The sequence below is a fragment of the Anatilimnocola floriformis genome, from assembly GCF_024256385.1.
GTDB classification, from domain to species: Bacteria; Planctomycetota; Planctomycetia; order Pirellulales; family Pirellulaceae; genus Anatilimnocola; species Anatilimnocola floriformis.
In genome coordinates this window covers 5720284-5745407 of sequence record NZ_JAMLFW010000001.1, presented here as the reverse complement: position 1 = coordinate 5745407, position 25124 = coordinate 5720284, and the positions used below count along the sequence as shown (strand labels likewise).

General features: G+C 58.4%; 25 protein-coding genes and 2 tRNA genes. 8 read left to right on the top strand and 19 right to left on the bottom strand.

The genetic code is table 11. The annotated features are described in order from the left end of the window. Positions 1–82 precede the first annotated feature (82 nt). Positions 83–673: a formaldehyde-activating enzyme gene (fae, locus tag M9Q49_RS22860; RefSeq protein ID WP_254511211.1), complete on the top strand. Its 591-nt coding sequence runs from the start codon at positions 83–85 to the stop codon at positions 671–673. 101 nt (positions 674–774) lie between these two features. On the opposite strand, the gene M9Q49_RS22855 is transcribed toward fae, so the two are convergent. Next, positions 775–1737 (bottom strand): hypothetical protein, encoded by a 963-nt coding sequence (locus M9Q49_RS22855; protein WP_254511210.1) that lies wholly within the window; start codon positions 1735–1737, stop codon positions 775–777. Between the two features lie 89 nt (positions 1738–1826). Here M9Q49_RS22855 and M9Q49_RS22850 point away from each other — a divergent pair, with 89 nt between their 5' ends. Both M9Q49_RS22850 and M9Q49_RS22845 read left to right on the top strand, forming a co-directional pair. Further along, positions 1827–3140, top strand: coding sequence for an efflux RND transporter periplasmic adaptor subunit (locus M9Q49_RS22850; protein WP_254511208.1), 1314 nt, complete (start codon positions 1827–1829; stop codon positions 3138–3140). A gap of 92 nt (positions 3141–3232) precedes the next feature. Then, on the top strand, positions 3233–6670 hold the full coding sequence (locus M9Q49_RS22845) for an efflux RND transporter permease subunit (RefSeq protein WP_254511204.1): 3438 nt from the start codon (positions 3233–3235) through the stop codon (positions 6668–6670). A gap of 52 nt (positions 6671–6722) precedes the next feature. On the opposite strand, the gene M9Q49_RS22840 is transcribed toward M9Q49_RS22845, so the two are convergent. From M9Q49_RS22840 to M9Q49_RS22790, 11 genes are all read right to left on the bottom strand, one after another. Continuing rightward, positions 6723–7763 (bottom strand): hypothetical protein, encoded by a 1041-nt coding sequence (locus tag M9Q49_RS22840; RefSeq protein ID WP_254511202.1) that lies wholly within the window; start codon positions 7761–7763, stop codon positions 6723–6725. A gap of 131 nt (positions 7764–7894) precedes the next feature. Continuing rightward, the gene (locus M9Q49_RS22835; protein ID WP_254511200.1) at positions 7895–8953 is read right to left on the bottom strand and encodes an HTTM domain-containing protein; all 1059 of its coding nucleotides are present in this window, start codon (positions 8951–8953) and stop codon (positions 7895–7897) included. Further along, positions 8950–9792, bottom strand: a complete 843-nt coding sequence (locus tag M9Q49_RS22830) for a hypothetical protein (protein ID WP_254511198.1) — start codon at positions 9790–9792, stop codon at positions 8950–8952. The genes M9Q49_RS22835 and M9Q49_RS22830 overlap by 4 nt, the downstream gene beginning before the upstream one ends. Then, positions 9785–11167, bottom strand: coding sequence for a UdgX family uracil-DNA binding protein (locus M9Q49_RS22825; protein ID WP_254511196.1), 1383 nt, complete (start codon positions 11165–11167; stop codon positions 9785–9787). Before M9Q49_RS22825 ends, M9Q49_RS22830 begins: the two co-directional genes overlap by 8 nt. Further along, positions 11167–12420 (bottom strand): putative DNA modification/repair radical SAM protein, encoded by a 1254-nt coding sequence (locus tag M9Q49_RS22820; RefSeq protein ID WP_254511194.1) that lies wholly within the window; start codon positions 12418–12420, stop codon positions 11167–11169. Before M9Q49_RS22820 ends, M9Q49_RS22825 begins: the two co-directional genes overlap by 1 nt. Positions 12421–12503: 83 nt before the next feature. After that, complete coding sequence (locus tag M9Q49_RS22815; RefSeq protein WP_254511191.1) at positions 12504–12950, bottom strand: hypothetical protein; 447 nt, start codon at positions 12948–12950, stop codon at positions 12504–12506. A gap of 94 nt (positions 12951–13044) precedes the next feature. Then, positions 13045–13641, bottom strand: coding sequence for a 50S ribosomal protein L9 (gene rplI, locus M9Q49_RS22810; protein ID WP_254511190.1), 597 nt, complete (start codon positions 13639–13641; stop codon positions 13045–13047). 71 nt (positions 13642–13712) lie between these two features. Further along, positions 13713–14216, bottom strand: coding sequence for a single-stranded DNA-binding protein (locus M9Q49_RS22805; RefSeq protein ID WP_254511188.1), 504 nt, complete (start codon positions 14214–14216; stop codon positions 13713–13715). Between the two features lie 123 nt (positions 14217–14339). Beyond that, positions 14340–14765, bottom strand: coding sequence for a 30S ribosomal protein S6 (rpsF, locus tag M9Q49_RS22800; RefSeq protein WP_254511186.1), 426 nt, complete (start codon positions 14763–14765; stop codon positions 14340–14342). A 79-nt stretch (positions 14766–14844) separates the two neighbouring features. After that, positions 14845–15468 (bottom strand): aminoacyl-tRNA hydrolase, encoded by a 624-nt coding sequence (gene pth, locus M9Q49_RS22795; RefSeq protein WP_254511185.1) that lies wholly within the window; start codon positions 15466–15468, stop codon positions 14845–14847. A gap of 14 nt (positions 15469–15482) precedes the next feature. Further along, positions 15483–16109, bottom strand: a complete 627-nt coding sequence (locus M9Q49_RS22790; protein ID WP_254511184.1) for a 50S ribosomal protein L25 — start codon at positions 16107–16109, stop codon at positions 15483–15485. Positions 16110–16706: 597 nt separating this feature from the next. Here M9Q49_RS22790 and M9Q49_RS22785 point away from each other — a divergent pair. Then, positions 16707–17213, top strand: a complete 507-nt coding sequence (locus M9Q49_RS22785) for a hypothetical protein (protein WP_254511182.1) — start codon at positions 16707–16709, stop codon at positions 17211–17213. Between the two features lie 29 nt (positions 17214–17242). Here the strand turns inward: M9Q49_RS22785 and M9Q49_RS22780 are convergent, their stop codons facing one another. The 7 genes from M9Q49_RS22780 to M9Q49_RS22750 all read right to left on the bottom strand — a co-directional run bounded on the left by M9Q49_RS22780 (position 17243) and on the right by M9Q49_RS22750 (position 21649). After that, the gene (locus M9Q49_RS22780) at positions 17243–17635 is read right to left on the bottom strand and encodes a type II toxin-antitoxin system VapC family toxin (RefSeq protein WP_254511180.1); all 393 of its coding nucleotides are present in this window, start codon (positions 17633–17635) and stop codon (positions 17243–17245) included. Beyond that, positions 17632–17871: a type II toxin-antitoxin system Phd/YefM family antitoxin gene (locus M9Q49_RS22775; protein WP_254511178.1), complete on the bottom strand. Its 240-nt coding sequence runs from the start codon at positions 17869–17871 to the stop codon at positions 17632–17634. The genes M9Q49_RS22780 and M9Q49_RS22775 overlap by 4 nt, the downstream gene beginning before the upstream one ends. An 88-nt stretch (positions 17872–17959) precedes the next feature. Continuing rightward, positions 17960–19231, bottom strand: a complete 1272-nt coding sequence (gene lysA / locus M9Q49_RS22770; RefSeq protein ID WP_254511176.1) for a diaminopimelate decarboxylase — start codon at positions 19229–19231, stop codon at positions 17960–17962. Between the two features lie 92 nt (positions 19232–19323). After that, positions 19324–19956, bottom strand: a complete 633-nt coding sequence (locus tag M9Q49_RS22765) for an FMN-binding negative transcriptional regulator (protein ID WP_254511174.1) — start codon at positions 19954–19956, stop codon at positions 19324–19326. Positions 19957–20103: 147 nt separating this feature from the next. Then, on the bottom strand, positions 20104–20529 hold the full coding sequence (locus M9Q49_RS22760; RefSeq protein WP_254511172.1) for an ArsR/SmtB family transcription factor: 426 nt from the start codon (positions 20527–20529) through the stop codon (positions 20104–20106). Then, positions 20513–20860 (bottom strand): hypothetical protein, encoded by a 348-nt coding sequence (locus tag M9Q49_RS22755; protein ID WP_254511170.1) that lies wholly within the window; start codon positions 20858–20860, stop codon positions 20513–20515. The genes M9Q49_RS22760 and M9Q49_RS22755 overlap by 17 nt, the downstream gene beginning before the upstream one ends. Before the next feature lie 249 nt (positions 20861–21109). Further along, positions 21110–21649 carry a hypothetical protein gene (locus M9Q49_RS22750; RefSeq protein ID WP_254511168.1) on the bottom strand — a complete coding sequence of 180 codons (540 nt, stop codon included), beginning with the start codon at positions 21647–21649 and terminating at the stop codon, positions 21110–21112. A 169-nt stretch (positions 21650–21818) separates the two neighbouring features. On the opposite strand from M9Q49_RS22750, the gene M9Q49_RS22745 reads away from it, so the two are divergent. The 4 genes from M9Q49_RS22745 (at position 21819) to M9Q49_RS22730 (ending at position 25100) form a co-directional block, all read left to right on the top strand. Continuing rightward, complete coding sequence (locus M9Q49_RS22745) at positions 21819–24128, top strand: DUF1592 domain-containing protein (protein ID WP_254511166.1); 2310 nt, start codon at positions 21819–21821, stop codon at positions 24126–24128. A 10-nt stretch (positions 24129–24138) separates the two neighbouring features. Then, positions 24139–24549: a fluoride efflux transporter FluC gene (locus M9Q49_RS22740; RefSeq protein ID WP_254511165.1), complete on the top strand. Its 411-nt coding sequence runs from the start codon at positions 24139–24141 to the stop codon at positions 24547–24549. A 307-nt stretch (positions 24550–24856) separates the two neighbouring features. Next, a tRNA-Thr gene (locus M9Q49_RS22735) sits at positions 24857–24929 on the top strand. Between the two features lie 88 nt (positions 24930–25017). Then, positions 25018–25100 (top strand) — tRNA-Tyr (locus tag M9Q49_RS22730). Positions 25101–25124: the final 24 nt, after the last annotated feature.

Sequence of the window (25124 nt, the reverse complement as noted above, 5' to 3'; positions counted from 1 at the left end):
TCTCCGTTACCTGCCTTCGATACTTTATCATGAATGACCCTGACAACCGGGTCAACGATTCTCAATGCAAGGAAACCGCACCGTGGCCAAGAAAAAGCCAAGTAAAAAAGATTCGAAAAAGAAAAGTGACGACCGCATCATCCTCCGCACCGGCGAAGCCCTCGTCGAAGGCGAACCGGCTTACTCGGCGGCAGAACCGGAAGTGGTGATTGGCGAGCTTGATGGCCCGGTCGGTTATGCCATCGCCAATCTGATCGGCGATCAGGTGAAGGGGCACACCAAGGTCTTTGCGATTCTCAATAGCGACGTGCAGATCAGGCCGACGACACTGATGGTTAGCAAGGTGACCGTCAAGAGTTCAAAGTACACCAACATCCTGATGGGCACCGTGCAATCCGCGATCGCTCACGGTGTGCTCGATGCAGTGCGGGCCGGCGACATTCCCAAGAAGAAAGCCAACGATCTGGGAATTATCGTTTCGGTTTGGCTCGATCCGTCGATCGTCGACGAAGAAAAGGTCGACTTTGAGTTGCTCTTCAAAACCAATCGCGAAGCCACAGCCAAAGCGATCGGCAAGGCGATGCGGAACGAACCATCGATTGATTGGCTGCTCGACAATCAAGACAAGGTGCAGCATTACTTCCACCAATTGGCCGTAGAAGGCAAGCTGTAGTCGTCAACCGCTCAGCGCTCGATGCATGGACGCGGATTGCTTGTTGACGATCTTCGATAACGCTCCCGAATCGATTCATCGATCGCGGGAGCGATCGACGACTAGCGATTCCGCCACAGCACGCGATCGTCGATGCCGAGCTTTTGTTGCACGGCGAGGATTTGCGATTTGAAACGCTTCGCATCGTTCGGATAGCCCGCCGTCGCTTTCAGACCGGGTACATGCGACTGCCAGAAGCGGTTGAACGGTCGCAGCGAAACCTCGCGGAGATACTTTGCCGTCATCGACGCCAGGGCCGCGGCGAGCATCCGTTCTCCCTTGGCGAGAAACCGCAATTCCAACGGGCGGCCAGCGTAATTCAGCCGATAAACGCTCTCGGCTTTCGATTCGCGGACCGTACGCACGGGCTCATCGCCAAAGACATGCTGAATGAGATGAGCATAGCGATCGCGGCCGCCGTGCTTGTCGCAAGTGACCGTGGCCGGCAACTCGGCGTGCTCGTCGAGCACGTCTTTCAGGAGTTCGAGCGTGACTAGTGACAGGACCGTCGCCTTGTTTTCATGCCGATCAACTTCAGCGTTGAACATTTCAGGAAACACTGCTGCGGCGCGCAGCGATTTTAGTTCCACGCCGGCCTGCTTCATTCCTGCGCTGCAATGCTGCAGACATTTGCCGATTTGTACGCTGCACGCATCGAGCGGCACCGCTTCTTCTTCCTCTGCATGCCAGGCCAGTGCGGTTCGGTCTGTCTGGCAATGGGCAGCGAGTGCAGTCCACAACCCCACGGTGGAAGTGGGTTGCTGACCCAGCAAAGCGAGACACGTCAGCACACCGCGCTCGATCGCGGCTAGTCCGCTGCCGGGCGAATAAAGTGCCTTCGAATCGGCGATGGCCAGACGCAAATCGTCATCATCGCATTCTTCCTCTGCGATCACTGTGGCCAGATGTTCGTAGAGTTTTTCTGGCGCGACAGATTTCGGCGTTTGCCAGGCGCTCACCGCGACGACGAGAGGTCCCAGGTTGGGCCCATAGCCCGCTTCGTCGGTGCCGATGAGCAAGTGCATACTCGTCCTTGGTAATGGCTGTGGCTCAACGATCAGGGTATGCTATCACCATTCGATGATAATCTGCTTGAAGACCGAGAGGTTTTACCATGCGACTCGCTTTTCTACTACTTGCGGGCGCTGCGGCGGTGGCCGCTTCTGGCTGCGGTTCTGCCGCGGGCAATCTTCCCACTCCGCAACCTCCGAAGGTGACCGTTGCGGTTCCGGCGGTTCGCGAGGTGCGCGACATCGACGATTACACCGGCCGGATTGAGTCGACGCAAACCGTCGAAGTGCATGCCCGCGTCGGCGGCATTCTCGATGAGGTCTACTTCGCCGACGGCGACTTTGTGGAACGCGGCAAGGTTCTTTATCAAATCGATCCTCGCACCTACCGCGCCGAGTGGGACCAGGCGAAAGCCCGCGTCACGCTCTACGACGCCAAGTACAACCTGGCTCGCACGATTCGCGCTCGTAACGAGAGCCTGCTCAAAGCCAAGGCCGTGGCTCAGGAAGAATTCGATCAATCGGTGGCTTCCGAAGCCGAGGCTCTCGCAGCCCGCGAATCGGCTCTCGCCGATACCGAGACAATGCGGCTGAACCTGGAGTTTACGCAAATCAAAGCCGAAATCTCCGGCCGCATCGATCGCACCTACATCACCCGCGGCAACATGGTTCAAGCCGGCGCGCTATCGCCGGTGCTCACGAAGATCGTTTCGGTCGATCCGGTTTATGTCTATTTCAATCCCGACGAAATCGCCTTCCTGCGATACACCGAGCGACGCGTCGCCGGCGACGGCAAGATGGAAGCGACGCACTTGCGAGAACGAAAGATCGTCGTCACCATCACGCTGGCCGACGGCACGACGTATTCCGAAGCAGGCTTGATCGACTTTGCCTCGAACACCGTCGATCCGAGCACCGGAACCATTACCGTGCGGGCTTCCTTCCCCAATCCAAAGCGAGCTCTCACGCCGGGACTGTTCGTCCGGTTGCACATTGCATCCGAAGACGCCTACCAGGCCGTGTTGATTCCCGAGCGAGCGATCAACACTGATCAAAGCGACAAGTTTGTCTATGTCATCAACGACAAAAACATCGCCGAACGAAGGAACGTCGTCCTCGGCACCAAGCACGGCAAACTGCGTGTCGTAAAAAGTGGTCTCGGCGCGAGCGATCGCGTGGTGATTAGCGGCGGCTTGCTTGTCCGGGCTGGTTTGCCAGTAACTCCCGAAGAGGGAGCTGTCGACATCTCGTCGCTGCCAGCTCTCCCCAAGCCGCCGACCGCGATGGAGAATTCAGAGCCTGCGAAACCCGCTCCCCCGCCGGAGCTTCCCATTCAAGCAGCGCCGGACCGAACACCTCCTCCGATTGTTCCGGACACGCCCGCCAAACCGTTGCCACCCCCGAGCGCCAATCCCTGACCCAGCCGCCTGTTCGCTGATCTGCCTGCGTGCTCGCAGCAATTATTTGCGTACTCGTAGCCAAAACCTGCCGCGCAACAAGGACTTACTCCGTGCTGGCTCGCTTCTTTATCGATCGCCCGATCTTCGCCTGGGTGCTTTCGATCGTCATCGTCTTCGCTGGGATCATTTGCAACTACATCCTGCCGATCGCGCAGTATCCCGATATTGCGCCGCCGACCGTGCAAGTCACCTGCGTCTATCCCGGCGCAAGCGCGGTCGATGTGCAGAACAGCGTCGCCGCGCCCATCGAGCAACAAGTCGTCGGTGTCGAACGCGCACTCTACATGGCATCGCAATCGGCGAGCGATGGCAGCTACACGCTCACCGTGACGTTCGAACTCGGCACCGATCTGAACATGGCCCAGGTGCTCGTACAAAACCGCGTCGCGCAAGCCTTGCCGCAGTTGCCCGACATCGTGCAGCAGACGGGCGTAACGACCAAGAAAAAGTCGCCGAACATTCTGCTCGCCGTGGCTTTGTTTGCTGAAGGGAAGAGTCCCACCGAACCGCCGCCGTTCAATCAGCTCTACATCAGCAACTACGCCACGATTCAGGTCCGCGATGAACTCGCGCGGCTCGAAGGAGTTGGCGACGTCACGATTCTCGGCCAGCAAGACTATAGCATTCGGGTCTGGCTAAATCCCGATCAGCTCGCGAGTCGCGAGCTGACCGGCGGCGACGTTGTGAAAGCGCTGCAAGAACAAAACGTGCAAGTCGCCGCGGGCCAGGTAGGTCAACCGCCCGTCCCCGCTGGCCTCGACTTTCAATTGACCATGACCACGCTGGGCCGTTTGACCGAGCCCGAGCAGTTTGCCGAAATCGTGATCAAAACCGGCGACGGCGGCAAGATCACGCGGCTGAAAGACATCGGCCGCGTTGAACTCGGCGCGAAGAACATGAACACGACTTGCCGGCTCGACAGTCTGCCAGCCGCCAGCCTCGCTGTGTGGCAGTTGCCCGGCAGCAATGCTCTCGACACCGCCGATCGCGTTCGCGCACGGATGAAAGAACTCCAGCCGCGCTTTCCCGAAGGTTTGAAATTCCGCATCGACTACGACACCACTCCCTTCATTCGCGAATCGGTAGCCGAAGTTTTCAAAACACTGCGCGACGCGGTGATTCTCGTCGCGATCGTCGTGCTCCTCTTCCTGCAGGACTGGAAAGCCCTTGTTCTGCCGCTGATCGACGTCGGTGTGTCGCTGGTTGGTACGCTGGCGGTTCTCGCACTGATGGGGTTCTCGCTCAACAATCTCACGCTCTTCGGCTTGGTGCTGGCCATCGGCATCGTGGTCGATGATGCGATCGTGGTGCTCGAAAATATCGAGCGCTGGATCGGCATGGGCTACAAGGTCCGCGAAGCTACCATTCGGGCGATGGATGAAATCACCGGGCCGATCATCGCGATCACGCTCGTTCTTAGCAGCGTGTTTCTGCCGAGCGCTTTTCTCGGCGGCATCACGGGGCAGTTTTTCCGGCAGTTTGCTTTGACGATCGCAGCGTCGATGGTGATTTCAGCCATCAACGCGATGACGATGACTCCCGCGCGGGCGACGTCGGTCTTCCGCGATCCCGTTCCCGGCGAACATCACGACCATCGCGAAGCCTTGCCTTGGTGGGGCATTATGTTCCTCGCCGGTTTGCTCACACTTTGGATCGGCGAGACTTTTTTCGGTGGTCTCTTCGGCATGGGTGGCGGCGATCATGGCCACGGCGAGGCTGGCGAAACCACTAGCTCGCTGCGACTCTGGTCGTTGCGGGCGATGCTGCTCGTCCCCGGTTTGATCATCGGTTTCGCGCTCGCCCAGCCGGTAAACAAGAGCCTCAAAGTTGCCTTCGGCGGCTTTAATAAGGTTTTCGACTGGATCACGAACGGCTACGGCGTGCTGGTGAAGGGGATGGTTCGAACCGCCGTGATCGTGCTCTTCGTCTACGGCGGCCTGCTGGTGCTCACCGGCATCGGCTTCACGAAGATTCCGACCGGGTTCATTCCGAATCAAGACAAGGGCTATCTGCTGCTCGACGTGCAGCTCGCCGACGCGGCGGCGCTGGAACGGACCGACGATGTGATGAAGCAGGTGGAGAAGATCGTCCTCGAAACGCCCGGGGTGGGCCACATTCTCGACGTCAGCGGCCAGTCGTTCATTTTGAATGCAATCAGCTCTAACTACGGCGGCGGATTTATCATCCTCAAGCCGTTCCACGATCGTAACGGCCATGCCGAAGGGGCCGATGCCGTAGCTGCGGAGTTGCGAAAACGCTTGAGCACGATCGCCGATGCGCGGATTTCGATTTTCGGCGCGCCGCCGGTCGATGGCCTTGGCAATGCGAGCGGTTTCAAACTGATGGTTGAAGATCGCGGCAACATCGGTCTCGAAGCGTTACAAGCGCAAGCTGACAAACTTGCTGATGAGGCGAGGAAAATGCCCGGCATGCTTGTCGTCTTCAACAGCTTCCGCGCGAACACTCCGCAGCTCTACATTGACGTCGATCGCGTGAAATGCAAATCGATGGGTGTCGAGTTGAAGCAAGTCTTCGACGCACTGCAGATCTACATGGGCAGCGTCTACGTCAACGATATCAACAACTTCGGCCGCACCTGGCAGGTAAACGTGCAAGCCTCGGCCGAGTTCCGCGTCGACGCCGATACCGTCCGCCGGCTGAAGGTCCTCAATCGCGAAGGGCACGCCGTGCCGATCGGTTCCGTGGCCACCATTCAAGACACGACGGGCCCGGTGCTAATCAACCGCTTCAACACTTATCCCGCCGCGGTGGTCAACGGTGTGAACTCGCCGCTGGTCAGCACCGGCGACGTTTTGAAAAACATGGAAGCCCTCAGTGCTCGTGAACTGCCGAACTCGATGGTGCCCGAGTGGACGGAAATCTCCTTCCTGCAACGGCAGGCATCCCGCATCGTCAAAATCCAAGACCTGCGAAATAGTCCAATTACCGCTCTCATTGGCGCGGTCGTGCTCGTCTACCTGATTCTCGCGGCGCAGTACGAAAGCTGGACGCTCCCTTGGACCATCCTGCTTGTGGTGCCGATGTGCGTGCTGTGCGCCCTCATTGGCATCTTCATCGCGCGGATGGATATGAACATCTTCGTGCAAATCGGCTTCGTGGTGCTCGTTGGGCTCGCGTGTAAGAACGCGATTCTCGTCGTCGAGTTTGCGAAGGAGCGAATGGAAAAGGACGGCCTGTCGCTGTTCGACGCCACGATCGAGGCAAGCAAAGTTCGCCTCCGCCCGATCGTGATGACCTCGTTCGCGTTCATCCTCGGCGTGGTGCCGCTGATGCTTGGTCACGGCGCTGGCGCCGAAATGCGCCGCACGCTCGGCGTCGCCGTTTTCAGCGGCATGCTCGGCGTAACGATGTTCGGCATCTTCCTGACGCCGATTTTCTTCTACGTCATCCAATGGCTAGTGGGAGCCAAGTCGGGAACGAAGAAGACAGAAGCGACAACCGAAGACGCCGCGCCGCCGCACCCATAGTCGACTTTCGCTCCGCGAAAGTTACGCCGGAAGAGCGCTAGCGATTCCGCATTTAGGCACGAGGAGTTCCCCATGCCGCGCGCAGCCAAGTGACATATACCGGCAATTGCAATAGTGCAATCAATGGCCGCGGCAGATCCAGCCAGGAACAAGCAACGCAGACCACCAAGCCGCCAGTTGCCAGCAAAATGCCGGACCAGAATTGCAACTCTGATCGATTCGCGACTGAAAGTTGGCTACTAGGAGGCCAATGTTCGGAAAATTCATTCATCCGCTGTACGGCATAGATCAAGCCAAAGGGAAACAGCGAAGTGACTGTAAGATAGTGCAATAGCGTCGGCCACCGAGGGCCCAGCCTAGGCGCACGGCCCCACCAAGTATGGAAGTACTCCGCGGGCAGCATGTAAGTGTTCGCCAGCACGAACAAGACGCACCCCATAGCCAGGACGGCACCTGCAATTCGCTGTCGATCCGCAAAGGCAAGGCGACTTCGGAAGGCCAGCAGGATCGCGCAAGCCGAGGCAGTGGTGCGATCGATCCATTCCAAAGATGGCACGCCAGAACGCGCATTCGTGAATGCGCGAATCGACCAACCGAGAGCGGCGGCAATCGCAATGGTCAGCAGAAGACCATCGCGCAAATTAAACTGGCCGTCAGCTGTGATCTGCGACGGAAAGTGCCGACGATAAGCAGGAATCAATAGCCAGAATATTCCGCCGAGCAGCCATAGATGAATGAGCGGTGGCCAGCGAATCAACCCTACAACAGCGCCGATGACGCAAAGCGTGATCACCTTCTGGCGCGGCATGGCCAACATCGCCACCGCCAGCATGGCGAGTGCGATTTGACCGTTGAGGATCCAGGCTTCTCTTTGCGTTTTTTCGAGTCTAAATCTTGAGTGTGAGTAGTCGGGCTCGCCATCAGTCCTATCGTCTACCCGAATAACATACTCATCGCCCTCAACAGGCCAGCCCAGAGTGGCGTAACGGTCCCATGACTTGATGCCGCGGTACACAACGGGCGAGATATTCACCGCGTACAGAATACTGGCGACGAGAATCGCGATTTCGAAATGCCGAAATTTCACATCCATGCTGCTGCTTCGGACCTAGACCGCGAGAATATTCCGCATGCTACCGGCAATGAGCTGCAACGTTGCCACTTTTGAGCAGCAGCTAGAACTCTTCTTGCCGATCGGCAACAGCAGAGCCGGACGCGGACAGTCTACCGCGCCACGATCCGCATTCGTTCTTGCGGTTCGATCGTCGTCTCACTCACCGACTTGGCTTTCCGCACGGGTGAGTCATTCACGAGCGTCGCGACAACTGGTTCTTTCACCTCGCCGCGGAGCCATTTCAAACCCACGACCGCAGCGACGGTTTCTGGATAGACAAACGCCAGGTTGCCAAACAGCATCATCAAGCCGAAGGTCGGCATGCCGAGGAACAGTGCGATGCCGAGATGCACGGCCGCGGCCAGGCCCAGGCAGATGGGGCGGGTGAGCTTCGGCCAGACGAAAAAGCAGTAAAACATTTCCCAAAACACGGTGATGTGCGTCAACGTGGCGAGGAACCACGGGTAGCGGACCAGCCAGGTGAGATCGAAGTTTTGGTATTCCTTGCAGGCCAGCGCAAACCAGCAGGCGCTGCCGTCCCACCAGAGTTCGCCGCGGGCTTTGCCGATGCCGCCGAACAGGTAAATCACGCACATGTGCAGTTGCAGCAATCGCGTGGCGATGTTGGTATCGACAGTCGGAAAAATCTCGCCCAGGCCGCGACGTTTGGCCAGCCAGTGATCGACCGAGTACACACCGCCGCAGTTGGCCACAGCCAGGTAGGTGGCAATCACCGCATTGATTTGATCCAGGCCGTAGAGCGCACCGGTCAAACGATGGCAGTACGCGAGGGTGATGATCATCGAGAGGATCGAAACGATTCGCGTGTGCCAACCGGCGACGAGCATGCCGAATGCGATCAGCGCGCCGACATTGAGCAGCGACAGCAGCCAGGGCGAATCAACGTAATACAGATAGCTCCAGGCGTAACGCTGGCCGTCGGACGATGTGTTTAGCAGCAGCGCGGTCTGGGCATTGAGCCAGCTATCGCGGCCAAGGAACATCCCTTGGTTGATGGTCCAGATCAATTGCGTGTACAGCAGCATGCCGCCGCCGAAGATCCGCAGCACGGCCATCGTGTGTGGCAACGCTGGCTGAAACCAAAAGCGGTTCCAAGCCGTCCACACGCCGACAAACCAGTTCAGCACCGCAGCAACTAGGGCGTTCATCGATTGGCTCCCGCAGCGGGTTCATTGCCGAGATTGCGCGGCAGGGGACCTGTGGTGACCGGCGTTTCCGGCAGGTTGACATACGTTTCAGCATCGCCCGGCCGCATGCCGAGGTCGCTCACATCGAACGGGCTGAGCAAGCGATGTTCGACGCGGGTGATCGTCACCTTCGAACCGCCGTACGTTTTCAGCAGGTGCTCTTCGATCGAGCTCTTCATGGCTTCGTATTGTTTGCGGCGATGCGTCCACTCGGTGAGCGCGATCTGATGGGCTTCTTTGCGCTGCACCTGAATCTTGCGTTCGCGGTCCGTTTGCTGGGCATTGAGCGCCGGCGGCGAAGGTTCCGGCGGCGGAGTCGGCGGTTCGTATTGGTTGTTCAGCGCTTCCGAGATCATGAAGTGCCGGTGATATTTCAAGCGTGGCGTGTGTTCGGCCAGATTCGGAAAGCGGCCCGTCACCGGCGGCCTGCCGTCGGCAAATTCCACTTTGTAGTCAACAAGATGCGTCGGCCCTGGATTGGGCGCGAAGAAAAAATAGCCGTGGTCGAGGTACATCGCCGCGATGTAGGGGCGGAACCAACTCACCAGTCCATCGGCGACCGGCGACGACGAGCCGTTACCAACGCGGCAGGCAAACTGAAACGGCGGCAGAAAGACCGCGAGCAGATGGAAGAGCAGCAGCGCGCTCAGCCCGATCCGCCAGCCGAGCGGTAAGGTGAAGTTGGGAGAATTCGGCGCAAGCTTCCGTTCCGGCGACGAGGCGATTGAGGGGGGGCGCGTCGTCATAGGGTCTTCATCGACCAGCGGCACGACGGTTGGCAAGATTTTCTGATCAGGCAAGCATTGCCGCGCTGATCGTCAAATCCCGCACGAGTTGTTCGCGCATCTCTTGCTGCCGGATTTCATTCGTCATCCGCAGAATGGCCGCAGGATGCCAGGTCGCCAATGTACGCGGTGCAAACTGCGTGGTGATCAACTTGCCGCGATCCGACGTCAGACGGAAACCGCGGCCGAAGATAGCCTGCGCTGCCGTGCTCCCCAGGCACACGAGCAACTCAGGCTGCAGCACTTTCAGCTCCGCAGCGAGCCACGGCTGGCAGGCGGCGATTTCGCGACTGCCAGGCTTTTGATGCAATCGCCGTTTGCCGCGGAGGATGAACTTGAAATGCTTGACGACGTTGGTCAAATACAACTCGGATCGCTGCAGACCGGCCTGCGTCAGCGTCTCTTCGAGCAACTGCCCGGCCGGACCCACAAACGGCTGGCCTTGCTGATCTTCTTGATTGCCGGGCTGTTCGCCGACGAGCACGATGCGCGCTGTTGCTGGTCCGCGGCCGAAGACGGTTTGCGTCGCGTGACAGTGTAAGTCGCAAGCGGTGCAATTGTGGGCAGCCGCTGCGAGCGACGACAGATCGTACTGAGCTGGAATGAACTGCTGGGCGGAAGTGGCGAAACCCTCGCGCGTATCGATCATCGTACGGACGCGCGATTCGGCTTGCGCTATCAATTCGGGAATTAACTGAGCCTCGGGTAGCGTCGCCCAATGGCGAACAGGCATTTCCTTCTTCATCTGCGCGACGTTCACGCGCGCCGGATTGAAGATGTGAGCGTAGTACGTCCGCCACAGTTCATCGAGCGCGTCCTGTTGCGGCGCCATGGTCGCCGGCACGCCGGGCGAGTAACGGAGCTCGTGACCATCCCAATGCACGGACTCGTCGGGCGTGAGAATGGACCACTGCATCGCGCTGAACCTGCGCGCGAAGAAAGGAGCAGCGAGGCGGACGATCAGGTGATCGGGCCGATGCCAGGCCACGTAACTTTCGTTCTCGCCCTCGAGCACACGGCGGAAGCGGACGAAGGCGTGCATCTTGTGCTCATCTCGCTTGACTGCTTTTTGCATCTGCGTCGCGGCATGCACGTCGTCATCGGTCGATATCTCGAGCAGCTGTCGCTCGCCGTGCGTGAGCCGCCACAGGAGTCGATACAGAATTTCCCAGCGGCGAGAGTCGCGATGAAAGGCCACGTCTTTCGCGAGCGCGACAAACTGCGGCGGCACGTGAATGGTTTTCGGCGCGGCAGGAGCAAGTTCATCGGCAAAGAGCAGCGAATCGCTTTCGGCCGACCAATGAACTTCGGCCGGCGGCACTTCAGCGCAAAGGAGCTCGCGCGCAGTCTCTCGCCAATCATCGAATCGCTCGGCTTGCACGAACCGCATCAGACCTCTCCGCTGCGGGCTGACTCTGCCGCTTCGAAGAGAAGGAGTTGCCGCTGTCGCGGTTGCGTGCGACGCGCCAGATCGAGCTTGTCGAGATCCGCGAGCGCGGGATTGTGATCGGCGGTGATGACAAAAGCCCGGGCGCGATTCCAGGCGACGCGCAGCTTTCGTAAGTCTTCCGTCCGCAGCTGATGGTGCCGACGGACGCTCAGCATCTTTTCGACATTCCGCACGCCGAAGCCGGGAACGCGGAGGAGTAGCTCGCGCGGCGCTCGGTTCACATCGATGGGGAACTGCTGCCGATTGGCGAGAGCCCAGGCGAGCTTGGGATCGAGTTCGAGCGACAGATTGCGATCGGGGCTGACGATTAACTCTTGCGTATCGAAGCCGTAGTAGCGCATCAGCCAATCGGCCTGGTAGAGGCGATGCTCGCGCACTAGCGGCGGTGACTTGCCGGGCAAGCGTGCATCGGCGTGCGGGATGGGACTGTAAGCCGAGTAGTAGACGCGGCGGAGCTGATGCTTGTCGTAGAGTTCGGTCGCCGTTTGCAAAATGTCGGCGTCGGGCGAATCGGTCGCGCCGACGATCATCTGCGTGCTCTGACCGGCGGGCGCGAAGCGCGGCGGATGCAAGCCGGCCTGCTCCTCGGATTTGGTTTCGGTGATCGTTTCCGCGATCCCCTGCATGGCGTCAGTAATTTGCTCCCGTTTCTTCTCCGGCGCGAGTTGCAGCAAGTCGCCCGCCGTCGGCAACTCGATATTCACGCTCAGGCGATCGGCCCAACGACCTGCCTCGGTGAGGAGCAGTGGCGAGGCATTCGGGATCGTTTTCAGATGGATGTAACCGCCGAAGGCTTGTTGCGTGCGGAGCGTCTTCGCCACGGCGATCAGTTGCTCCATCGTGTAGTCGGAGTTTTGAATGATGCCAGAACTGAGAAACAGCCCTTCGATGTAGTTCCGTTTGTAGAACTCAATCGTTAGCGACACCACTTCATCGACCGTGAAGCGGGCTCGCGGTGTATCGCTCGAGACGCGGTTGACGCAGTACTGACAGTCGTAGATGCAGAAGTTCGTGAGCAGAATTTTCAGCAGCGACACACACCGGCCGTCGGGCGTGTAGCTGTGGCAGATGCCCATACCTTCGGTCGTGCCGAGCTTGCTGCCGGCGCGGGTTTGTTTCGCGCCGCTGCTCGCGCACGAAGCGTCATACTTCGCCGCATCGGCCAGGATGGCTAGTTTGTCGCGAACTTCCATGAAACCTTTTGCCCGATCGCGCCGCAGGTACTGATGTACACCATTGTAGCGGCGCAGTGATTTTGCGTCTGCCGCAATGCGAATTAGCGGCGGGCGATTTTGGAAAGCAACTGATATGCGGCACCCGCTGCCACGCCGCCAAGCAGATACCAGCCGATGGTCATCGCCTGTGTGGCTGCCGTGCGATTGATCTGCGGTTGCAGGCCCATGGGCTTGGGAAGAACAACGGCACTAATGCCCGCTGCCAAGCCGAGCATCACGCCGCGGCGGATGGCATCTTCAGGTTTGCCTTGCGCGACCATGCTGTAATACATGGCGTTCGAGACCACATCGCCGGCCAGGGCCAGTTCGTAGAGCGACTTCCCTTGCGGTGGCTGCGCGTTAACGCTGCGAAAGCCTTTTTCGATGGCTTGCATGCCGAGCATGTCCATCCGCGGTGCGGTGGAGATTTGCTGGCGTGCTGTTTCGTGAACCGCGGTGAGTGCCAGTGCACCAGCCAAACCGCTGCCGATGGCTTCTAAACTCGCCATGACCGACTCCTTTGGGTTGGAATATTACGTGAATCGCAATATTCCAACGAGTCGGTGCAACTCGAATGCCGGGGAAAGAGCCCCGGCCGAGCACTTACTTCTTTTCGGCCTTCGGAGCCGCTTCGGGCTTCTTTTCAGCCGGCTTGTCGGCCTTCTTTTTGTCGGCGGCCGGTTCGGTGACGACGGTCGGCACGACCCACACCTTGAGTTCGGCATTGATCTCGTGGTGGAGGTGGATCTTGACCGTATAGAGGCCGAGTTCCTTCAGCGGGCCTTCGAGGCGGACCTGATCGGTGGTGATGTTGAAATGCGCCTGCTTGAGAGCGTGGGCGATTTCGTGAGCATTCACGCTGCCGTAGAGGTGGCCTTCGTCGTTGGCATTGGCTTCGATCGTGATGCTCTGCTTGCCGATGGCGTCGGCCAGTTGGCGGAGCGTCGCGAGGCGAGCCTTCTCGATTTCTTGCAGCTTGGCGCGGTGCTTTTCGACCATCCGCTTGTGATGGTTCGTGGCGATCGTGGCCAGGCCTTGCGGCAGCAGGTAGTTGAGAGCGTAACCGCGCTTCACATGGACGATGTCACCTTGCTTGCCGAGGTGATCGACCGATTGAATGAGGAGCAGCTGCACAGTGTGGTGCGGGCCCTTGGGGAGTTCTTGAAAACTGCCGCGGGCGGCGAGAGCACTTTTGGTCATGATCGTTCTCGAACTAACAAATTAGTGTTGATTGCTGCAGTTGATTGGCGCCGGGTGTACCCGGCAATTACTTAAAACGGAATATCGTCGCTGGGCGGAGGCGAAGGTTGCGACCGGCCGCCACCGCCACCACGCGGGGCAGGAGCCGAAAACGATTCGCCGCCGTATTCGGATTCATCAAAGCCAGGGCCGTCGTCACCCATGCCACCGCGGTTGCCACCTCGACCACCACCGCCACCCTTGGCACCACCGGTAGGCATGAGTTGCATCTTTTCACCGACCACACGCAGTTTCGAGCGTTTTTGGCCGTCTTTTTCCCACTGATCCAGCTTCAACCGACCTTCGATCAAGATCGGCGAGCCTTTGCCCAAGTACTCGGCGCAGATTTCTGCTTGCCGGCCCCAGAGCGTCACGTCGACAAAGGTTGTTTCTTCGATCCACGAGCCGCTTTGATCCTTGCGGCGATCGTTGACGGCAAGCGTGATTTCGGTCACGGCCATGCCGCTTTGCAAATGCTTGACTTCGATATCGCGCGTGATGTTTCCCAGCAGGATCACTCGGTTGAAACTAGCCATGATGGGAACTCCTCATTCAGGTGTTGCTGGTGTGGCCGAACTTGCCTAACTGCACAAAAGTTAACCAACTGCAGTGTAGGGGCTGCCGTGCCGCTTCGCAACCTGTGCGCGATTTCGGGTGAACTAGTTGAGCTCGCCCACTTCTTCCAGGTCGGGCATTTCCACCACGCGTTCTGGAGCACCAACGGTCGGCTCGGGAGCACGCGGCTTGAGGCCACCCTTGGCGTGTTCGACCAGCGCTTCGACCAGGCGAGGATCGACGTGCAGCGTCAGCGAACGAACAACCGTTTCGTTGATCGCCAGGTCGCGATTGAATTCGGTGAGCCGTTGGCCGTTGAGTTTGAAGTAAGTCAGCCAGTACGTGCCCTTGCGATGGCCATCGATTGGGTAAGCCAACTTCTGGTCATTCCACAAGCGGCTGACCAGGACTTCGCCCTCGAGCTTCTGCACCAAAGCGGCAATTTGATTGCCGACCTTGGCCGGGTCTTGCGCGTATTTGTTGGAATCGAAAATGACCAGGCACTCGTAGACACTAGTTTTGCTTGCCAAGGGAAAATCCTCGAACTGAACTGAAAATTACCGGTGGTGGTGTTTCGGAAATATCGCCGCCAGGGTTGCCCGGGGCGATTTAAGCTGCGTTGTATTGATTCATGCAAAAGCTCAGGCCTTTTTCGACCCAGGCTTCGGCACTTTCCGCGGCACGCTGAATGGCTTGTTCTGCAGCTGCTTGCTCATCGGGAGCAAACTTGCCGAGGACATAACCGGGAATATCGCGTCCCGCGGGGGGCGAGCCGATGCCGATTCGCAGCCGAGGGACATCATCGGTCCCTAGTCGGCGAATCACATCGTCGAGCCCTTTTTGACCTCCGGAGGACCCTTTCGCTCGAAATCGGAGCTTGCCGAGGGGCAAGGCGAAGTCGTCGCAGATCACCAGGATGTCGTTTGTTTCGATCTTATAAAAATCACGAGCCGCCAGCACACTGCCGCCGCTGCCGTTCATGTAAGTGAGGGGCAGCAGCAACAAAACTCGCTGACTGGCAATCGTGGCTTCGTACAAATCGCCTTGAAACTTTCCTTTGCCAGGGCCGCTGGTTCGCGTGGCAATCAGCTTCGCCAAAGTCGCGAAGCCGACGTTATGCCGCGTCCCGTCGTATTGCTTTCCCGGGTTGCCTAAGCCGACGATCAGTTTCATTCCCGCCGGCATGGCATCTGATTCTTTTGCTGTCCACCAACCTCGCAGCCACGCAAACATGACTACCTGCGAACTTACTCGGCAGCGTCTTCTTCGGTCTTTTCCTTGCGGATAAGCTCGGGCTCGACCGTGCCTTCGAGGCCGGCAGCTGTTTCTTCTTCCTTGTGAGGAGCAACGCAGCTGACGATGACGAGGTGCGGATCACTGGCGAGCTTGGCCCCTTCCGGCAGCTGAATGTCGCTGGCGTGAATGGCCTTGCCGAGGTGCAGATCGTTGATATTGGCGTACAGCTTTTCGGGAATCGAAATGGCGGGGCATTCGATGTGAAGCTCATGCAGCACAAACTGCAGCACGCCACCTTCGCCAGTGCCCGGGGCCGTTCCCTTGAGCTCGACCGCGACCGTCGTTTCAACGAGTTCTTTCTCGGAAACGCGGAGCAGATCGATGTGAATGATTTCCTTCGAGTAGGTGTCCCATTGGACTTCGCGGAGCAACGCCGTCTCGGTGATGTCGCCGCTCAGTTTTACGAGCTTACCACCGTGCTTGATGACCGCGACGACCTGAGCCAGCGGCACTGCCAGCGAGGCATTGGCTTCGCCGTGGCCATACAAATTGACCGGGATCGAGCCTTCCCAACGAAGGCGACGAGTGGCCGAAGTGCCGAGCTTTGCACGCTTTTTGACAACCAGCGTATCCGACATGACCGCTTCCTATCTTCTTCCAACTAGCCCGGCTCAACGCGACAACGCAAACGCCCGGCCCCGACTTTGGTACGTGGGGAAACGCCCCATTGTGCCAAAATTCGGTTCGGTGACAAGGGGGAAAACAACCGGGATTAGAAGAAGAAATCTCGGGCCCACAGGCAGCGCTGCTTTGGTACCTAACTCGCCCCTCCAAGACGTCTGCCGCGACCATTCTGACAGCCTAGTAATCGAAGCCGATCGCGCCCTGCAGCTCTCACCGATCCCCCACTTTCGTACCCCGAGAATATTGCAGTTGATGCAAAATTCGAATCGGTTCGCAAGTTCTTTTCCTAGAATACTTTATGTCAATATTTGAAGGTGATATCGCAAGTAGAATATCGTACTTTATTGCCGCTAAATCGGGTGGCTTTAATCGCGGTTGCTCAAGCGGGGCAGCACCTCACTAAGTGCCCGCAGAGCGGCGGCGAACCGAGCAAACTGCGATCTCCACGCTGCAATTTCGTGCCCGAGTAGAATGCCCACCCGCGAGCCTTACGCTCTATCATTACCGGCTCATCCTGCTGGATTCCCTGAGTCACTGCCAATCCATTGCGCATGTTTAGAACCACTATCGTTCTCGTCGTCATTCTCATCACGCTGGCCAGCGCCGGCTGCGGTGCTTCGCGCTCAACCGGCTTGCCGAACGACCTCGCGGTTCCCTTGGAACAAGCCGCAACCTGGGAGCTCACTTCGATCGATCCCGGCTGGGTCGAACCGTCCGAGCCCTATCCGCAAGACATGCCGAAGGTCCAGGGATATCCGGCCCTGGGCAGTTTAAAGATCACCGACGCTGCGGTGCGAAAAAAGCTGCTGGCCGAACTGCAACAAGCCGTCACCGCCACCGATCAACACAGCGGCGCGGCCTGCTTTGCTCCGCGGCATGCGATCACGGTCGAGCACCAGGGCAAGCAAGTAATCCTGCTCATCTGCTTCCACTGCTCGAACGCCAACTATATCGTCGGCGGCAAACAGCAACACGCCCTGCAAATCGCTCACGAACCGAAGTTGCAGGAGTCGCTCAGTCAGTTACTCGCGGAGCAGAAGATTCCGCTGGCACCTTGAACTCGTAGCTTCACGGCGGCAAAGTCGCATCACGTGGAAGGAAGCAGTGCCACAGGATAAGCGCTGAATTGCGAATCCAAAGATGCCAGCACCAACGAATGCTTGACGGCTTGCGCGATAATCATTCGGTCGAAGGGATCCCGATGATGAGCAGGCAAGTTTGAAAGTGCAGCCATATCGTTTTCATCAATTGGTAGCGAGTGAATGCCATGCATGAGTCGCTGCTGAGGCAAATACACACTGGCCTTCTCGGGTAGAGGAAGGTGGCCAAGTTGGTTTTTAATCACTGCTTCCCAGATAGAAGCTGCACTCAAAAAGATGTCGTTCTCAGGCGATTGAATCTCGGACCTATAACGGGTCGGGAGTCGAGGATCACCTGAGACGAACCACAGAAAAACGTGAGTATCAAGAATGATTCTCATCGGCCTTCAAATGCAGCCAGGATCTCTTCGGGCAGTGGCAGGTCAAACTCAGCGGGAACGACAAACTCCCCTTTAGCTAAGCCGAATGGCCGCGGCGCTGAGCGCTGTGGATCAACGGGGCGTACTTCAGCAACCATACGGCTCCCGTCTGTAAGGACAAAGCTCTCGCCAGCGACAATCCGTTCAAGGACGGAGGCGGGATCTCGCTGGAATTCTTGCAGACTGATGCTGGTCATACTTGAATTCTATCCTGCGATAGAGCACAGTGCGCGAAAATTACGTGTGCTCTCAATTCATTCATCGACCGCGGAGCGGTTCGACGACTTAGCTCGGAATCACTTCGCCGCGAGTAATATCTTCAAACGTCTGCCGAGCGCGGATCAAATGCGGCTTGCCGTTTTGGATGAGGACTTCAGCCGCGAGCGGTTTGCTGTTGTAGTTCGAAGCCATCACAAAGCCGTAGGCGCCGGCGCGTTCGAGCACGAGGTAGTCGCCGACCTTGGCTTGCGGCAGTTTGCGGGTGCAGACGAAGCCACCTTCTTCTTGCGTGAAGATGTCGCCCGATTCGCAGAGTGGGCCGCCGACCACGACGTCTTGTTCCGGCAGGTTCGTCGCGCCGCTAACCGGGGCCAGCGACATGGGGTGATACGAACCGTAGAGAATCGGCCGGGCCAGGTTATTGAAGCCGGCATCGAGCAGGTAGAACGTGTTGTTCCCCATCTTCTTCACGGTGCGGACTTCGCTGACGAGGTAACCACTCTCGGCGACGAGATATCGGCCTGGCTCGATTTCGAGCGTGATCTTGTGACCGAGCTTGGCTTCCAGGCGTTTGCGCGAAGCATCCCACAGCTGGAAATATTGATCGAGGTCGACGTACGATTGCTTGGTGTTGTACGGAATCGGCAAGCCGCCGCCGGCGCTGATCGTGTCGACTGAGGCGCCGATCTTTTCGACGACTTTTTCCATCGAGCCGCAAACTTGCGACAGGTGATGCAAGTCGGTGCCGCTGCCGATGTGCATGTGAATGCCGGTGATCTTGATCTGGGCTTTCGCGGCGCGGGCGACGCAGTCGTCGAGCTGTTCGTGCCAGATGCCATGCTTCGATTGTTCGCCGCCAGTGTTCGTCTTTTGGCTGTGGCCGTGACCAAAGCCGGGATTGATCCGCAGCGTGATCGAGCTGCCGGGGGCTTTTTCGCCGAGCTGATCGATCATGTCGGGCGAGCCGCAGTTGACCGGGATCTTCAGCTTCACGACCAGGTCGAGCGTATCACGATCAAAGACGTCAGCCGTGTAAACGATTTCGGGATGTTCGACGTTGCCGGGCTTGTAACCGGCTTTTTGTGCCCGGTGAATCTCACCGCCGCTGACCGCATCGACCACCACGCCGTTCTGCCGGCAGAGGTTGAGGATGGCGATGTTCGAGCAGGCCTTTTGAGCGAAGCGAATGACGTCGAACTGCTTCAGATCGTTGATACGCTCGACGATCGACGCGGCGTCGTAGACATAGGTCGGCGTGCCAAACTGCTGGGCCAGGTCGACCACTTTGACACCGGCGATTTCGGAACGCAACGTAGGGAAAGTGCCAACAACAGGCATGGGAGCTCTCGGGAAGGCAGAAGGAAGAAGGCAGAATGCAGAGCGCACGATTATACGGTGCAAAGGCCAGGAGGCGGGAGGCGAGGGAAGCCCTACTTCGGCAATTTCCGCATGGCCGCGGCTACTTCCTGGTCATCTCGGCGGGACGATTTTTCCAGCACCTGCATCACCCGCTCGCGGCGAGCTGCCGTGTGGTTCTGATTCAGCTTCCATTTCCCTTCGAGCTTTTCGATCACGAGCTCAAAGCCAACGATCCCGCCGCAGAGCTTTTCGATGAACTCGGCATTTTGATCTTCGAGTCGCCAAGGCTGCGGCTGCGGCGACTCGTAAAAGTCGACGGTGCGGCCGAGCAGCTGCAGCAAACGCTCCTGATCAGTGATCAACTTCAGCCGGCCGGTGGCATGCACGGCGATGTAATTCCAGGTTGGCACCGTGTTCGGTTCGGCATACCAAGTGGGCGAAATGTAGGTATGCGGGCCGCTAAAAATGGCCAGCGCTGGAATGCCAGCCGGCTCGTGAGCGGCGTCTTCCCATTGCGGATTCGGCCGCGCTAGATGGCCAACAAGTGTTCCGAGCGGCCCGGCGGTTTGCTCGTACAGCAACGGCACGTGGCTGGCGAACGGAGCGCCGGCGTGCTGCGTGATCACCGCTGCAAAGCTGTGCTCGGCAATGAATGCCGCAATCTGTTCCGAATCCGCGACTTGAAACGCACCAGGGACGTACATGAGGGCGATCGTCGTAAGAATCTTGAGAAGGTGAAGCGACTCGCTGTAGACACCCAGCGGTCGCTAAGGTTCACGGCTTCTCAATTGTGACCCGCGGCGCAACCCAGATGCCAGCGGGTAACAGCTCAACGATCAGAACAGGCCAAATTACTTGGCCGCTTCGTCGTGCGAATACGTCAGCAGGGCGTTTTCGATCCGAATCCGCCGCGGCTGGCCGTTTTCGATGACAAACAGCATGTCGAGGAAGTGCTGGAACCGCTTCGGCACCAAGTGATAGAAGTTGTGCTTGCCGTCGCGGCGGCATTCGATGATGCCGGCCACGCGCAGCAGTGCCAGGTGGTGGCTGACTGCCGGTTGGCTTTGCTGGAGCAGGTCGCACAGCGTGCGGACATTCAGCTCTTCCTGTTGCATGAGGAAGTACAGAATGCGAAGCCGCGTCTCGTCGGAAAGGAGCTTGAAGAGCTGTACCAGCTCCTTGCCCGTTTCGGCGGGGAGTCGCTCCAATGTGCGCGGATCCACCGTTTGTGGGCCCTCGTCTTCACGCGGTTCGTCGTTGTTAGAGTCGTTTAGCACGGCTTTCATCACGGTAGAAATCATATTTGCCTCTCTGCGAACCTTCGTAGCCAGCTGTGAAACCAGTCACGAAAAAAGGTTCAGGAATTCCGTTCCTTGCAACCTGTCCCTGCCGCGAACTCGGCTTGTTCAGTTCCTGCTCGCGGCCACGAAAAACTTTGTCCCGCGAAACCAGCACGAGCCGATCTGCAAAAAATGCAGGCCGAAGCGTTGCTAGTGCCGCCGGGTTCATGCGCTGCCCTTCACCCGGCCAGATGCAAACGACAAAACGCCGCTGCAACCGGAACGAGCTGATTTGGATCTTCGCAGCAATAGCCTGCGCCGGACCCATTACGTAGTTCAATGACGAGTTATGTGACGATACGTTCGACCGATATCGAACCGGCGGTGCCCGCGAAGGGGGCAATGGTTGATAAGGTAATGCCGGTTTTCAATCCTCAACCACCACATTCTAGCGAGTTGCGGAACTGGAAGGAAATAGCCGCCCTAGCAAAAAGGCAGAAATCGTAATAAACGGCGGGATTTTGGCGGTTTGGGGAGCTTTCGTTCGCTGCTGGCAGTGGCAGCAGTCAAGTGGCAACTACGAAAACGCCCCGCAGATCAGCAGGGTGATCGCAATGGCCATGCCGACAGCGATACCGAAGGCAATGTACTGCCAAGTGAGTGCGACCGTGGCGATCAACATTGCTGGTCCAGAGATTGCCGGCTGTTTTTCCTGTACCCAAGCGAATGGCCCGCATACCAGGGCGAGCATCGAACAGCCGGCTGCAGCGAGCATGAAGCACTTCAGCATGTGATCACGCTGGGCCTGCGATTCCTTGGCGACCGCGGCGGCTTCGATGGCTGCCGCTTCGGCTGTCGTCGGCTCGGCCGGCTTTGTTTTACCGCCAAAGTTCACCGCCAAGCCTTTGTAGCGAAGTGTCAAACCGCCCGTTGTTTCCGAGGGGGAGATCGGGGGCTGCAAGGCAGTTGGCTCGTTCACGACAAACGGCTGCGGCGGCCGATCGAAGGCAATTCCCGGAATCACGGCGAGACCCAAAGCGACGATAGCCATCACTAGGCAGAAGATGCCGAGCAGGTTCTGTCGGAACAGTGATTTTTCAGGGTGAGGCGGTTTCATACCGAATGATACCCGCCGGTTTGCGGAGGCGTTTCGTCGAACCAGGCGCATCCGACTGCCTGGGCCAAAAACCCTTTGCCAGATTTTTCGCCGCGGTTTACGATGAAAGAACCCGCCCGCCTCCCGCCTAGGCTGTTCGATCTGCTGCAGCCCTTTTGGACTTGTTCTGATGAGCCGATTCGCTCGTATTCTTTCGTTTGCCACGGCAATGCTTCCCGCCGTTGTTCTCGCCGCTCCGCCGCGCTCTGGCGAGGTGATCTACCAGGCCCAGTGCGCCAGTTGCCACGGTGCGAAGGGCGAGGGAGTTAAAACCGAGTACGCCCAGCCGCTGGTCGGCGATAAATCGCTTGTCGAACTGACCGATCTGATCGAAAAAACGATGCCCGAAGGCGAGCCAGAAGCAGTCAACGGCGAGGAAACGCAGAACGTCGCGAAGTTTGTCTACGATTCGTTCTATTCGCCCGTCGCGCAAGCTCGCAATCAATCGGCCCGGATCGAACTCTCGCGCTTGACCGTTCGCCAATATCAAAACAGCGTCGCCGACCTCATCGGCAGCTTTCGCCTGGCCCAGGCCTGGCCGGAACAGCGTGGTTTGCGTGGCGAATATTTCAAGACGCGTAGCCGCCGCAACAACGATCGTGTGATCGAGCGGACCGATCCGGTGGTGAATTTTGACTTCGGCGACAAAAGCCCAGACGCCGAAAAAATGCCCGAGCCGCAAGAGTTCTCGATCAAGTGGGAAGGCTCGCTCCTCGCCCCCGAAACCGGCAGCTACGACATCGTGGTCAAAACCGATCACGCCATGCAGCTGTGGGTGAATGACCTTCGCGAACCGCTGATCGATGCCAAGGTAAAGAGCGGCAACGATAACGAATATCGCGGCACGATCCGCCTGCTGGCTGGCCGCGTTTATCCACTGCGACTTGAGTTCATCAAAGCCAACCAAGGGGTTGATGACTCGAAAAAAGCCAAGGAAAAGCCGTCTAAACCCGCGATGATCGCCCTCGAGTGGCAGCCGCCGCAGCGGGCTCAGGAAGTGATTCCGGCCCGCAACCTCACGCCGAAAGTTTTCGCCACGCAATACATTCCGCAAACGCCTTTTCCGCCCGATGACCGCAGCATTGGTTACGAGCGCGGCACCTCGATCAGCAAGGCCTGGGATGCGGCCACCACCGACAGCGCGCTCGAAGCCGCGACCTACATCGTGAAGTATTTGCGCGACCTTTCCGGCGTCGACCTGAGCAAATCCGATCAGCGCGACAAGCTCCGCGCCTTCTGCCTGAAGTTCGCCGAACGGGCGTTTCGCCGGCCGCTCGATGAAGCCCAGCAGCAGCTCTACATCGATCAGCAGCTGAACGACGCCAGCGATTTGCAGCTCGGCTTGAAACGGTTTGTGCTCGTTGTGCTGAAGTCGCCGCGATTTCTCTATCAAGAAGTGGCTCACGCGCAGGAAATGCAAGCTCTCGATAGTTATGAAGTGGCCGCGCGACTTTCCTTCGCTCTGTGGGACAGCATTCCCGATGACACGCTGCTGCGAGAAGCCGCGGCGGGGAAGTTGCTGACGCGCGAGCAGGTGCAAAAACAAGTGCAGCGGATGATGCCCGATCCGCGGACGCACGCCAAGCTGCAGGCCTTTTTCATGCAGTGGTTGCGCGTCGATCAGGCCCCTGATCTGTCGAAGGACAGCGAGCTGTTTCCGAACTTCGATCAAGCCATCGCAACCGACCTCCGCTCGTCGCTCGAGATCATGCTCGATGACATCGTGTGGAGCGAGAAATCCGATTTTCGCCGGCTGCTGAACGAAGATTCGCTCTATCTCAACGGCCGTCTGGCGAAGCTCTATGGCGCCGATTTGCCCGCCGATGCCGGCTTCGAAAAAGTGGCCCTCAATCCCGAACAGCGGGCCGGCGTGATGTCGCATCCGTATCTGCTCGCCGGCTTTGCTTACACGGCCAACAGCAGCCCGATTCATCGCGGCGTGTTCATTTCACGCAGCCTGCTCGGCCGTTCGCTGCGACCACCACCGGAAGCCGTCGCGCCCCTCGCGCCCGATCTGCACGCCAGCCTGACCACGCGTGAACGCGTTGCCTTGCAGACCAAAGCCGAGGCCTGCAATAGCTGCCACAAAATGATCAATCCGCTGGGTTTTACGCTCGAAAACTTCGATGCCATCGGTCGTTTTCGGGCTGAGGAAAAAGGGAAGGCCGTCGACGCCACTGGTTCGTACCTGACTCGTGCTGGTCAGCAGCAGCAGTTCAAAAATGCCCGCGAATTGGCGGCTTTTTTGGCCACCAGCGATGAATCGCACTCGGCTTTTGTCGAGCAGTTGTTTCACTTTGTGGTGAAGCAGCCGTGGCGAGCTTACAGCCCGACGCTGCGGACCGACCTCACCAAGAAGTTCGTCGCCAACGAATTCCACATTCGCAATCTGCTGGCCGAGATCGTGACGACTGCAGCGTTGCACGGGGCGGGGAAGTAGTCCTACACGCATGAACTACCTGCGCGATATCACCCTCGTCTTTCTCTGCGGCGGCCTGGGGAGTTTTGCCCGCTATGGCTTGGGAATCTCAACGCAATATTTGCTGGGCAAGAGCTTTCCCTGGGGAACACTGACGGCCAATTTGATTGGCTGCTTGATCATCGGTTTCGTCGGCCAACGGGTCGCGCAGCTCGAACCGCCAGGCAACAACCCGGCGCTGGCTCACTTGCTGCGAGTCGCCGTGATGGTCGGTTTTCTCGGCGGTTTAACGACGTTTTCGGCCTTCGGCTGGGAGTCAGTCAGTCGTCTCGTCGACAAAAACAGCACGCAGCAGTTCATCGGCCTCGCCAACATCGGGGCGAATCTCGGTTTCGGCTTGCTGCTGGTGTGGGTAGGGATGCAGTTGGCGAAATTGATGTAGCCCGGCAGGATTTGGCGCTTGTGCCGAACTTTGCGAGCGGAGAACGTAGTCTTGCTGTTTTGGCTGTAACCTCGCCCGCAGGAATACCGCGGCGAAGGGGTCGAAATAGCCGATGGTACTTTTCTCAAACGCCCGAATCGTGAACCTTTTGCGGCTTTGCAGGCTCTTTTGTCAGGAGGGGTTGAATTCACCCCGAAGTCATCTTGCGTAACTCGGCTGGCTCACTATATTTACTGGTTTCGACTTTGAGTCAGGGTCCCGAGCTGAGGTTGTCTTGCCGTTGAGGCAGGGCATTTTCACCGATCAGGCCAGCGTAGCTCAATTGGCAGAGCAACGGTTTTGTAAACCGTAGGTTGTGGGTTCAAGTCCCTCCGCTGGCTCTGTTAATTCGTTCGCGCCAGCGTTGAACGGCCCTTTCCGCCGGTTTCACGGCTCGGATTCGAAAAAGCGGTTCGTGGTTGTGTTTCCGGGGAGTTACCCAAGCGGTCAAAGGGGACAGACTGTAAATCTGTTGGCTTCGGTCTTCGAAGGTTCGAATCCTTCACTCCCCACTTGCCTGCGGGCAGGTGGTTTGC